Here is a 12496-nt window from a genome sequence, read left to right on the forward strand (position 1 = left end):
GTAGTGATGCCCGCTCAACACAAGCCCAGTCTGCTCGATGCGATTTCACGTCGTGTTGTCATCGGCGACGGAGCGATGGGCACGATGCTCCAGGACGCCGACCTCACTCTCGACGACTTTCTCGGTCTGGAGGGATGCAACGAAATCCTGAATGCCACCAGGCCCGACGTGCTGCGTGAGATTCACCGCGAGTACTTCGCGGCCGGTGCGGACGCCGTCGAGACCAACACCTTCGGCTGCAATCTGCCCAACCTGGCCGATTACGACATCGAGGACCGCATCCGCGAGTTGGCCGAGAAAGGCACCCGGCTCGCGCGTGAGACCGCCGACGAGATGGGCCCGGGCCGCGACGGGATGGGCCGCTTCGTGTTGGGTTCCATGGGCCCCGGTACCAAGCTCCCCACGCTCGGCCACGCTCCCTTCGCCCGACTGCGCGACGCGTACACCGAAGCCGCCCTCGGCATGATCGACGGCGGTGCCGACGCCATCCTGGTCGAGACCTGCCAGGACTTGCTACAGGTCAAGGCCGCGATCATCGGCAGCCAACACGCGATGGACAAGCTGGGCGTCCGCATCCCGATCATCACCCACGTCACCGTCGAGACGACGGGCGCGATGCTCGTCGGCAGCGAGATCGGTGCCGCACTGACGGCACTCGAACCCCTCGGTATCGACATGATCGGGCTCAACTGTGCGACCGGCCCGGCCGAGATGAGCGAGCACCTGCGCCATCTGTCCAAGCATTCGCGTCTTCCGGTGTCGGTGATGCCCAATGCCGGCCTGCCCACCCTGGGCGCGAAAGGGGCCGAGTACCCACTGACCGCTCCCGAATTGGCCGAGGCCCTGAGCGGTTTCGTCAGCGAGTACGGGTTGGCTCTGGTGGGCGGTTGCTGTGGCACCACGCCCGAGCACATCCGCCAGGTTGCCGACATGGTGCACGGGGCAACGAAACTCGAACGGCAGCCCGCGCCCGAGCCGGGCGTCTCCTCGCTCTACACCGCCGTTCCGTTCGAGCAGGATGCCAGCATCCTGATGATCGGTGAGCGCACCAACTCCAACGGGTCCAAAGCATTTCGCGACGCGATGCTCGCCGAGGATTACGAGAAGTGCCTCGACATCGCCAAGGACCAGACCCGCGACGGCGCGCACATGCTCGACCTCAACGTCGACTACGTCGGCCGCGACGGCGCCGCGGACATGGCCGCGCTGGCCAGCCGACTGGCGACGGCGTCGACCCTGCCGATCATGCTCGACTCCACCGAACCTGCCGTTCTCGAAGCAGGTTTGGAGCACCTCGGTGGCCGCAGCGCGGTCAACTCGGTCAACTACGAGGACGGCGACGGACCCGACTCGCGATTCCAGAAGATCATGCGTCTGGTCAAGGAGCACGGCGCCGCCGTCGTTGCGTTGACCATCGACGAAGAGGGACAGGCGCGGACGGCCGAGTGGAAGGTGCGCGTCGCAGACCGGTTGATCACCGACATCACCGAGAACTGGGGCCTGCGCCACGAGGACATCATCGTCGACACCCTCACCTTCCCGATCTCCACGGGCCAGGAAGAGGTGCGACGCGACGGCATCGAGACCATCGAGGCGATCCGGCAGCTCAAGGAGAAGTACCCGAAGGTGCACACCACCCTCGGGCTGTCGAACATCTCGTTCGGCCTCAATCCCGCTGCACGCCAGGTGCTGAACTCGGTGTTCCTGCACGAGTGCACACAGGCCGGCCTCGACACCGCCATCGTGCACGCGTCGAAGATCCTGCCGATGAACAAGATTCCCGACGAGCAGCGCGAGACGGCCCTCGATCTGGTGTACGACCGCCGCAGCGAGGGCTACGACCCGCTGCAGAAGCTCATGCAGCTCTTCGAGGGGGTCTCCGCGGCGTCGGCGCGTGAATCTCGCGCCGAGGAACTCGGCCGTTTGCCGCTGTTCGAGCGCCTCGAACGACGCATCGTCGACGGCGAACGCAACGGCCTCGACGTCGATCTCGACGCCGCGATGGCCGAGAAGCCGCCGCTGGAAATCATCAACGAGACCTTGCTCTCGGGGATGAAGACCGTGGGCGAGCTGTTCGGCTCAGGTCAGATGCAGCTGCCGTTCGTGCTCGCCTCCGCCGAGGTGATGAAGGCTGCTGTGGCGTATCTCGAACCGCACATGGAAGCGACCGACGACGACGGCAAGGGTCGCATCGTGCTCGGTACCGTCAAGGGCGATGTGCACGACATCGGTAAGAACCTCGTCGACATCATTCTGAGCAACAACGGGTACGAGGTGGTCAATCTCGGTATCAAGCAACCGATTTCGACCATTCTGGAAGCCGCGATCGACAAGCGCGCCGATGTGATCGGCATGTCCGGACTGCTGGTGAAGTCGACGGTGGTCATGAAGGACAACCTGATCGAACTCAACTCCCGCGGCGTGGCAGAGCAATTCCCGGTTCTGCTCGGCGGTGCGGCGCTGACCCGGTCGTATGTCGAGAACGATCTGCAGGATGTCTACGAAGGTGACGTGCACTATGCGCGCGACGCGTTCGAGGGCCTGCGGTTGATGGACACCATCATGACCACCAAGCGTGGTGGCGGACCGGCCCCGGACAGCCCCGAGGCACTCGCTGCGAAGGCCAAGACGGCCGAGCGCAAGGAACGCCACGAGCGGTCCAAGCGCATCGCCGAGAAGCGCAAGGCCGCCGAAGCGCCGGTGGTCGTGCCCGAACGATCCGATGTCGCTGCCGACATCGACATCCCGGTGCCGCCGTTCTGGGGCACGCGCATCGTCAAGGGCGTATCACTGTCGGAGTACTCGGGGCTGCTCGACGAGCGGGCCCTGTTCCTGGGGCAATGGGGTCTGCGCGGTGCCCGCAAGGGCGAAGGTGCCACGTACGAGGACCTGGTGGAATCGGAAGGCAAACCGCGCCTGCGGTATTGGCTCGATCGACTGAGCACCGACGGCATCCTCGCACACGCGGCATTGGTGTACGGGTACTTCCCGGCGGTCTCGGAGGGCGACGACGTCGTCGTGCTCACCGAACCCGAACCCGATGCGCCCGAACGCTTTCGGTTCACTTTCCCACGGCAGCACCGCGACCGTTTCCTCTGCATATCGGACTTCGTTCGGTCACGTTCGGCGGCACGGGAATCGGGCAAGGTCGATGTTCTGCCGATGAACCTGGTGACGATGGGCCAGCCCATCGCGGACTTCGCCAACGAGCTGTTCGCCGCCGACTCGTACCGCGACTACCTCGAGGTCCACGGAATCGGCGTTCAGCTCACCGAAGCCCTGGCCGAGTACTGGCACCGCAGGGTACGCGAGGAACTGAAGCTCTCCGACGGCAATTCCGTCGCCTCGGAGGATCCCACCGAGGCCGAGGGCTTCTTCAAACTCGAATATCGTGGTGCGCGTTACTCGTTCGGCTACGGCGCATGCCCCGATCTCGAGGACCGCATCAAGCTCGCCGCACTTCTGGAACCCGAGCGAATCGGCGTGAAGCTCTCCGAGGAACTGCAGCTACACCCCGAACAGTCGACCGATGCGTTCGTACTTCATCACCCGGAGGCCAAGTACTTCAATGTCTAGAACCCACCTGCAGGGTGTCCTGTGGGACATGGACGGCACACTGCTCGACTCGGAGAAGATCTGGGACGTCGCCATCGGTGAGTACTCCCGCTCACTGGGAACGGAACTCAGCGCGGAGGTGCGTGAAAGCACCCTCGGCAACTCGATGTGGGATGCACTGCGGAAGGTCTTGGCGAATGCCGGGGTCGAGGTCACCGACGAGCGCCTGGTCGAGGGCCGCGAGTGGCTGACGGCCCGCGTTGGAGACCTGTTCGCCGAGGGGATTCCGTGGCGACCCGGTGCCAAGGACGCTCTTGCGCTCGTGCGCGAGATGGGTCTGTCCACCGGGTTGGTCACCAACACCGAGCGGGGTCTGGTCGAGCGAGCTCTGGATACCCTGGGGCGCGAGTACTTCGACATCACGGTCACCGGCGACGAGGTCGAGGCAGGCAAACCGCACCCGGCCCCGTACCTGCGTGGTGCAGCGTTGCTCGGACTCGACGCAGCCTCGTGCCTTGCGGTCGAGGATTCGCCCACCGGCTCGCTGTCGGCGCACACCGCCGGTTGTCCGGTGCTGGTGGTTCCGTCCGAAATCGCGGTGCAGGCCGCACCGGGGTACACCATCCGCGATGGTCTCGTCGGATTGACCGCCGACGAGGTGCGACGAGCCTGGGCATCCTGATCTCGACCGATTCGTACCCCCGAGCGACGACGTGAAAGAATATCCATCCGTGAAGACTTTCGATTCGCTGTTCGCCGAGCTCACCGACCGCTCGAAGACCCGCCCCGAGGGTTCGGGCACCGTAGCAGCGTTGGACGCGGGAGTTCATTTCCAGGGCAAGAAGGTCCTCGAAGAAGCCGGTGAAGTGTGGATCGCCGCCGAGCACGAGAGCGACGAGGCACTCGCCGAGGAGATCTCGCAGCTGCTCTACTGGGTCCAGGTGATGATGGTGGGTAGAGGCCTCGAACTCGAGGACGTCTACAAACATCTGTGAGTTCGATCCGCATGTCGCTCACGAACTCGTCGAACAAGGAAAACTCCATGCTGCGCGTAGCCGTACCCAACAAGGGCGCTCTCTCCGAGTCCGCCGCCGAGATTCTCAGTGAAGCCGGCTACCGACGCCGAAGCGATTCCAAGGACCTGACGGTTCTCGATCCGGCGAACGGCGTCGAATTCTTCTTTCTGCGACCCAAGGACATCGCGATCTACGTCGGATCCGGGCAGCTGGATCTGGGCATCACCGGACGCGACCTGGCTCTCGATTCGGGTGCTGCTGTCGAAGAGCGGCTGGCACTCGGATTCGGCCGATCGACCTTCCGCTATGCCGCACCCGCGGGCAAGGAGTGGGCACCCGAGGATCTGGGCGGATTGCGCATCGCGACGTCCTATCCCAACCTGGTGCGCAAGGATCTGGCCGCCAGAGGACTCGAAGCAACGGTCATCCGCCTCGACGGTGCAGTGGAGATCTCCATCCAGCTCGGGGTCGCCGACGCGATCGCCGACGTCGTGGAGTCGGGTCGCTCACTGCGTCAGAACAACCTCGTGGCATTCGGCGAATCTCTGTGCGATTCCGAGGGCGTCTTGATCGAACGAGCAGGCACCCCGGGCACCGACTCCGCACGCAAGCAACTCATCGCCCGCGTACAGGGCGTCGTCTTCGCGCAGCAGTACCTGATGCTCGATTACGACTGCCCCAAGTCGATCCTCGACGAGGCCGTCAAGATCACTCCTGGAATCGAATCGCCCACCCTGGCGCCGATGGTCGACGACAACTGGGTTGCCGTGCGCGCCATGGTCTCTCGTAAGGTCCACAACAACGTCATGGACCAGCTCGCCGATCTCGGTGCCAAGGCGATCCTCGCCTCCGACATCAGGTCCTGCCGCGCGTTCTGAATCCGAATTCATGTCGTCACAGCGCTGACGTCTCGATCGGACGAGACGTCAGCTGCGACGTCGAACCAACACCGTCTGAGCGATGCGACCGACAGGTCCTCGTTCGTCGCTGAGGGTGCCCGCGCACATTGCGATTCCGTCCGGCCCGGTGGAGGTCTCGGCGGACACCCCGATCCAATCTCCCTGCGGCACGCGGAACACGTGCACGGTCAGATCGGTGTTCAGGAACGTCCATTCGTCGATCGGGAGCTTGGCTCCGATTCCGTTGGCGATGTCGGCGATCGAGAACAGTCTCTCCAACGGAGTCATCGATTCACCCTGCACCAGAACGGGTCTGGGCCTTGCCCACACCTGGCCCGGCCCCGGCTCGCCGAGTCCGGTGAGAGTCCTGAACTCGACGGCGTCGAGATAACCCGACGACCAGGTGCCACCGAAGGTGTAATCGACACCGTCGCTCACCGGTCGCATCACCGGATCCCCGGAGTGTGCAACGTCGTCGGTCGGCGTGGTGCGCAATCGCCATGCGCTGCCGCGGGCCACCGCCCGCGCAGTTCCCGACGTGCCGTCCGCCCAGAGTTCCGCGACGACGAGCTCGATATTGGCACCGGGACGCTCCGTCCATGACCGGATCTCGATGTCCCCGACCGGAACCGGTCCGAGGATGTCGACGGCTACGCGACTGATACGGGTGTCCTCCCTGGCGTCGACTCGCTCGAGCGCCCGGACCAACAGGGCCGACGGCGGAGCGCCGTGTTGCATCGTCGGTGCCCACAGGCTGACGGTGTGCTCGGTAGCGGTGACCCGCTCGTGGCCTTCGCTGCCGACACCGGCGGGAACGAAGAAGGCGTTCGGAACCGTCACAGCTCGGCGCCCGCCGATTCGGCAGCGGCCGTGGGCCAACCCGGATACGCCGGGGGAGTACCACCGAATTCCGGACACAGCGCCTGGTGGTCGCACCACTTGCACAACGCGCCCCGTTTGGCGCGGAAATCGCCGGTCTCGCCCGCAGCCAGAATCGCTTTCCAGATGGCCGAGAGCATGCGCTCGAACCTCCGCAACTCGCCCTCGTCCGGGGTGTAGGTCAGCTCCTGCTTGTCGGAGAGGTACATCAACTTCAGTTGTGCCGGAACGACTCCGCGCATCCGCATGATCATCAACGCGTAGAACTTCATCTGGAACAGCGCCTTGGACTCGGTGAACTCTCGCGGTGCCCGGCCGGTCTTGTAGTCGACGACGCGGATCATCCCGTTCGGTGCCACGTCGATCCGATCGATGAATCCGCGCAGCGGCGTACCGTCGTCCAGCACTACCTCCACGCGCTGTTCGCAGGACTCGGGCTCGAATCGAGTGGGGTCTTCGAGCTCGTAGTATCCGGCGACCAGCGCGCGAGCCCGGTCGAGAAACGCCGGTCTTTCGTCCGCCGGAACCAGACTCTCGATGTCGGGTGACCGAGCGACCACTCGCTCCCACGCAGGATCGACGAGTTCTCGCGCAGTGGCCGGAACACGATCCTGTGCGGGCAACGCGTACAGGGCCTCCAATGCGGCATGCACCACAGTTCCCTTCACCTGAGCTTCGGTGGAGACCTCGGGAATCCGGTCGACGGCACGCAGGCGATAGAGGAGTGGGCACTGCTTGAAATCACCTGCGCGCGAAGGCGACAACGCCGGTGTACTGCGGGAGCCGGACGTCGCCGGCGACGTCTGCTCGCTGTCGCCGAGATCGAGTAGAGGCAAGTCGACGGGCGTCGACGCGGAAATACTCACGACTGCGACCCTATGCCGTTGGTCCGACATCTTCGGTCAAGGCCGTAGTCTGGCACGTCGAGTCGTCCCGGGTGTCGGACCGCAACAGGTCGGGCACCGAACAGAGCTACGAAAGCAGGTTCCGCTGTGCCGTCCGGTGATGCTGTGTCCTTCGGTGATTCCGCGTCCGCGTCGACCGACGGGCCCGAGGTCGACGCGATCGTCGATGCCCCGGTCATCGGTGCGGACGAAGTGGTCACCGCAACTGTCGACGAAATCGAACTCGACGAAGCTCTCGCGACCGATGACGACGTGCCGGTCGAGTCGGTACCGACCGGACCCGCCCGCAGCGGACCGTTCCGCGTCGGAGATCGAGTCCAGCTCACCGACGGGAAGGGCCGCCACTACACGGTGGTGCTCGAGGCGGGCAAGGAGTTCCACACCCACCGGGGCGGAATCACGCACGACAAACTGCTCGGTGCCGACGAGGGCAGCGTCGTCACCTCCGTCAACGGCACCCCCTACCTCGCGCTTCGGCCGCTGCTGACCGACTACGTGCTGTCGATGCCGCGCGGCGCGCAGGTCATCTACCCCAAGGACGCAGCCCAGATCGTGCACGAGGGCGACATGTTCCCCGGTGCGCGCGTGCTGGAGGCCGGTGCCGGATCGGGCGCTCTGACGTGCTCGCTGCTGCGTGCCGTCGGTACCGCAGGGACGGTCATCTCCTACGAGATTCGCCAGGACCACGCCGACTACGCGATCAAGAACGTCGAGACGTTCTTCGGCGAGCGGCCGGCCAACTGGCACCTGACGGTGGCGGACGTGGACCAGTTCGGTGTCGATCGTCCCGGTGAGCAGGTAGATCGCGTCGTCCTCGACATGCTCGCGCCCTGGGACGCACTGCCTGCCGTATCGAAGGCTCTCGTTCCCGGCGGCGTGCTGCTGGTCTACGTCGCAACGGTGACGCAGTTGTCGAAGGTCGTCGAAGCCCTTCGCGCGCAGGAGTGCTGGACCGAACCTCGTTCCTGGGAGTCGATGGTGCGCGGGTGGCACGTCGTCGGACTGGCCGTTCGCCCCGAGCATCGGATGCAGGGACACACGGCATTTCTCGTCAGTGTCCGACGCCTCGCCGAGGGCACCGTCACGCCGAAGCCGCAGCGTCGGTCCGGCAAGGGCTGACGATCCCAGCGGCGTCGCCGAGGATTCCCGGCCTCTATGCGCAGGGTGCCTGCCCCATGGCGAGAATCTGGCACGTACTGGCATCGGAGAGCTTCCAGTCGCCGTCGATCAGCACCCAGGTCTGCGGGGACGGTGCTGCCGTTCCCCGCGGAGTGGCGATCGCGACGTCGGCGGTGGACGTCTCGCCCTCGACCGTCGGTTCGGCAACCTCGAACGTGATGGTGCCGTAGTTCGCCAGAGCCGCGGTCATCGCTTCGAGGTTGGTCAGGCGTGCCTGCCCGTTCTCGACCGAAGCCGCCTTCCTCGCCGCGTCGACATCCGGTGCCACCAGTTGCAGCAGAGATGCTTCGAGTTCAGCCGCGGTAGGTGCTGCGACGGTGGGTGCATCGGTTGCGGGATCGCTGATTTCGGCGGCCGCCGTCGAATTGTGATCGGTGTGATCGGAATCGTCGGCCGAACTGCAGCCGGCCACCGAAATCATCGCTGCCGCGAGCGCGACACCTGCCGAGAAAATGCGCATCTTCACTGGTGAAGCCCCTGATTCCATGGTCGGTCCGCTGCTTGGTCAGGTGAGGCTAACATGAACTCGACCGACGCTCGGGTGCGGTCGAGACACACTGCTTCTCCGTCCCGATCGTGGTGTCGGTCCGCACATTCGGGCCGGTGCCGGTAGCGTTGATAGATCGTCACTGGGAGGAGTCGCTCATGAGCTCAACAGACAATCCGGATGTGGCCGCGGCCAGAGCCGAACTGGACGCCGTGCGAGCCGAAGCTGCTTCACTGCGCCGTCAACTGGGGGAGTCCCCCGAACAGGTACGCGAACTCGAAGGACGCGTCGATTCTCTGTCGCTGCGCAACGCGAAGCTGATGGACACCCTGAAAGAGGCCAGGCAACAGCTCATCGCACTTCGCGAGGAAGTGGACCGCCTCGGCCAACCGCCGAGCGGCTACGGCGTTCTGCTGAGCGTCTTCGACGACGGCACGGTGGACGTGTTCACCTCCGGACGCAAGATGAGGCTGACGTGTTCACCCAACATCGAGGCGGACTCACTGGCACCGGGACAGACGGTGCGCCTGAACGAAGCGCTGACCATCGTCGAGGCCTGCACCTTCGACCAGGTCGGCGAAATCAGCACTCTGCGTGAGCTTCTGGGCGACGGATCCAGAGCACTCGTCGTCGGTCACGCCGACGAGGAGCGAGTGGTGTGGCTGGCCAAGCCGTTGATCGACATGGTCAACGACGAGGGCCCCATCGACCCGGACGAACCGTCCCGCAAACTCCGCCCCGGCGACTCCCTGCTCGTCGACACCAAGGCCGGCTACGCCTTCGAGCGTGTCCCCAAGGCCGAGGTCGAGGACCTGGTCCTCGAAGAGGTGCCGGACGTCGGATACGAGGACATCGGTGGTCTCGGTCGGCAGATCGACCAGATTCGCGACGCCGTCGAACTCCCGTTCCTGCACAAGGATCTGTTTCGCGAGTACTCCTTGCGTCCGCCCAAGGGTGTGCTGCTCTACGGCCCTCCCGGCTGCGGAAAGACGTTGATCGCCAAGGCGGTTGCCAACTCGTTGGCCAAGAAGATCGCCGAGGCCCGCGGCCAGGACGCCAAGGAAGCGAAGTCGTTCTTCCTCAACATCAAGGGCCCCGAGCTGCTCAACAAGTTCGTCGGCGAGACCGAGCGTCACATCCGCATGATCTTCCAGCGTGCACGGGAGAAGGCCTCCGAGGGCACCCCGGTCATCGTGTTCTTCGACGAGATGGACTCGATCTTCCGCACCCGTGGTTCGGGCGTCTCGTCCGACGTCGAGACGACGGTGGTCCCGCAGCTGCTCGCCGAGATCGACGGCGTGGAGGGCTTGGAGAACGTCATCGTGATCGGTGCCTCCAACCGTGAGGACATGATCGACCCCGCGATCCTGCGGCCCGGTCGCCTGGACGTGAAGATCAAGATCGAGCGGCCGGACGCCGAATCGGCACAGGACATCTTCTCCAAGTACCTGACCGACTCGCTGCCGGTCAACGCCGACGATGTCGCAGAGTTCGGCGGAGATCGCGCTGCCTGCATCCGAGGGATGATCGACCGCGTCGTCGAGCGCATGTACGCCGAAAGCGACGACAACCGCTTCCTCGAGGTGACGTATGCCAACGGAGACAAGGAAGTTCTGTACTTCAAGGACTTCAACTCCGGTGCCATGATCCAGAACATCGTCGACCGCGCCAAGAAGTACGCCATCAAGTCGGTACTCGAGACCGGCAACGGCGGGCTGCGCATTCAACACCTCTTCGACTCCATCGTCGACGAGTTCGCCGAGAACGAGGACCTACCGAACACCACGAACCCGGACGACTGGGCTCGAATCTCCGGCAAGAAGGGCGAGCGGATCGTCTACATCCGCACGCTGGTCACCGGCAAGAACGCCAGCGCGAGCCGGGCGATCGACACCGAGGCCAACACCGGTCAGTACCTGTAGCTTCGTCGAACACCACTTTCGGGGCGCGTCCGCACAGGGCGCGCCCCGAATGCGGTCTGTAGCCGACGTCTAGGCTCGACATATGCAGCGCATCATCGGTATCGAGGTCGAGTACGGCATTTCTTCGCCCACCGAACCCACCGCCAACCCGATCCTGACATCGACCCAGGCAGTGCTCGCCTACGCGGCAGCCGCCGGGGTACCCCGGGCCAAGCGCACACGCTGGGACTACGAGGTCGAGTCGCCGCTGCGTGATGCCCGCGGATTCGACCTCGGGCGCTTCAGCGGCCCGGCACCGGTGATCGACGCCGACGAGATCGGCGCGGCCAACATGATTCTCACCAACGGGGCTCGTCTGTACGTCGACCACGCGCACCCGGAGTACTCCGCCCCGGAGGTCCGCGATCCGTTGGACGCAGTGATCTGGGACAAGGCCGGCGAGCGCGTCATGGAGGCCGCCGCTCGTCACGCCTCCAGTGTGCCCGGTGCCCCGCGCCTGCAGCTCTACAAGAACAACGTCGACGGTAAGGGCGCGTCGTACGGCACCCACGAGAACTACCTGATGTCGCGCGAGACGCCGTTCTCGGCGGTCATCGCCGGTCTGTCTCCGTTCTTCGCCTCCAGGCAGGTCATCACCGGATCGGGACGCGTCGGAATCGGCCAGTCCGGTGACGAAGCGGGCTTCCAACTCTCGCAGCGGGCGGATTACATCGAAGTGGAGGTGGGCCTCGAGACCACCCTCAAGCGCGGCATCATCAACACGCGCGACGAACCACACGCGGACGCGGACAAGTACCGCCGCCTGCATTGCATCATCGGCGACGCCAATCTCGCCGAGATGTCGACCTACCTCAAGGTCGGCACCACCGCGCTCGTGCTCGATCTCATCGAAGCAGGGGTCGATCTGTCCGATCTGCAGCTGGCCAGGCCGGTGACCGCAGTCCATCAGATCAGCCACGATCCGACGCTGCGTAAGGCCGTCGCGCTCGCCGACGGCCGCGAGCTGACCGGGCTTGCGCTGCAGCGGATCTACCACCAGCGTGCTGCGAAGTTCGTGGCCGCCGAGGGCAGCGACGACGCGCGCGCTCTGGATGTGCTCGACAAGTGGGCGATGGTCCTCGACCTTCTCGAACGGGATCCGATGGAGTGCGCCCATCTGTTGGACTGGCCCGCGAAATTGCGCCTGCTCGAAGGGTTCCGCCAGCGGGAGGGGCTCGGGTGGTCGGCTCCTCGGCTGCATCTGGTGGACCTGCAGTATTCCGATGTTCGCCTGGACAAAGGCCTGTACAACCGGCTGGTTGCTCGTGGGTCGATGGATCGACTGGTCACCGAGCAGCAGGTGCTCGATGCCGTCGGCACGCCGCCGGATGATACGAGGGCGTACTTCCGCGGTGAGTGCCTGCGCAAGTTCGGTGCCGACATCGCCGCCGCGAGCTGGGACTCGGTCATCTTCGATCTCGGCGGCGACTCCCTTGTCCGCATCCCGACCCTCGAGCCGCTTCGAGGCACGAAATCGCACGTCGGTGCGCTGCTCGAGTCGGTCGACAGTGCCGCCGAACTCGTCGATCAGCTCACCAACTGACGCGCCCGAAGACCGGTACCGACTATTCGCGGTGTCTTGCCGACCGACGGAGTCGGTCTGTCGGTAGGGTAA

The 12496-nt window shown here is 64.9% G+C and carries 10 protein-coding genes; 7 read left to right on the forward strand and 3 right to left on the reverse strand.

Annotated elements, in window-relative coordinates:
* Window positions 1-6: 6 nt before the first annotated feature.
* The 4 genes from metH to hisG are packed head-to-tail and all read left to right on the forward strand — an operon-like array spanning window position 7 to window position 5449.
* Window positions 7-3576: a methionine synthase gene (gene metH, locus AB0362_RS03045; protein ID WP_300516517.1), complete on the forward strand. Its 3570-nt coding sequence runs from the start codon at window positions 7-9 to the stop codon at window positions 3574-3576.
* On the forward strand, window positions 3569-4237 hold the full coding sequence (locus AB0362_RS03050; RefSeq protein WP_366234788.1) for an HAD family phosphatase: 669 nt from the start codon (window positions 3569-3571) through the stop codon (window positions 4235-4237). The genes metH and AB0362_RS03050 overlap by 8 nt, the downstream gene beginning before the upstream one ends.
* A gap of 49 nt (window positions 4238-4286) precedes the next feature.
* Window positions 4287-4550: a phosphoribosyl-ATP diphosphatase gene (locus tag AB0362_RS03055; RefSeq protein WP_032398466.1), complete on the forward strand. Its 264-nt coding sequence runs from the start codon at window positions 4287-4289 to the stop codon at window positions 4548-4550.
* Between the two features lie 47 nt (window positions 4551-4597).
* The gene (hisG, locus tag AB0362_RS03060; protein ID WP_094642360.1) at window positions 4598-5449 is read left to right on the forward strand and encodes an ATP phosphoribosyltransferase; all 852 of its coding nucleotides are present in this window, start codon (window positions 4598-4600) and stop codon (window positions 5447-5449) included.
* A 48-nt stretch (window positions 5450-5497) separates the two neighbouring features.
* Here the strand turns inward: hisG and AB0362_RS03065 are convergent, their stop codons facing one another.
* A complete protein-coding gene (locus AB0362_RS03065; RefSeq protein WP_317810360.1) occupies window positions 5498-6310 on the reverse strand; it encodes a thioesterase family protein in 813 nt (270 codons plus the stop codon).
* Window positions 6307-7113: a RecB family exonuclease gene (locus AB0362_RS03070; RefSeq protein WP_317784744.1), complete on the reverse strand. Its 807-nt coding sequence runs from the start codon at window positions 7111-7113 to the stop codon at window positions 6307-6309. Before AB0362_RS03070 ends, AB0362_RS03065 begins: the two co-directional genes overlap by 4 nt.
* Before the next feature lie 393 nt (window positions 7114-7506).
* Between AB0362_RS03070 and AB0362_RS03075 the strand changes: the two genes are divergently transcribed.
* Entirely contained in the window at window positions 7507-8373 is an 867-nt protein-coding gene (locus tag AB0362_RS03075; RefSeq protein WP_149406013.1) for a tRNA (adenine-N1)-methyltransferase, read from the forward strand.
* Window positions 8374-8407: 34 nt separating this feature from the next.
* Here the strand turns inward: AB0362_RS03075 and AB0362_RS03080 are convergent, their stop codons facing one another.
* A complete protein-coding gene (locus AB0362_RS03080; RefSeq protein WP_317810413.1) occupies window positions 8408-8893 on the reverse strand; it encodes a hypothetical protein in 486 nt (161 codons plus the stop codon).
* A gap of 185 nt (window positions 8894-9078) precedes the next feature.
* Here AB0362_RS03080 and arc point away from each other — a divergent pair, with 185 nt between their 5' ends.
* Window positions 9079-10842, forward strand: coding sequence for a proteasome ATPase (arc, locus tag AB0362_RS03085; RefSeq protein ID WP_366234789.1), 1764 nt, complete (start codon window positions 9079-9081; stop codon window positions 10840-10842).
* Between the two features lie 82 nt (window positions 10843-10924).
* Window positions 10925-12424 (forward strand): depupylase/deamidase Dop, encoded by a 1500-nt coding sequence (gene dop / locus AB0362_RS03090; protein ID WP_068050780.1) that lies wholly within the window; start codon window positions 10925-10927, stop codon window positions 12422-12424.
* Window positions 12425-12496 lie beyond the last annotated feature (72 nt).

Source organism: Rhodococcus sp. NPDC079359, assembly GCF_040702585.1.
In the GTDB taxonomy this organism is placed as follows: domain Bacteria; phylum Actinomycetota; class Actinomycetes; order Mycobacteriales; family Mycobacteriaceae; genus Rhodococcoides.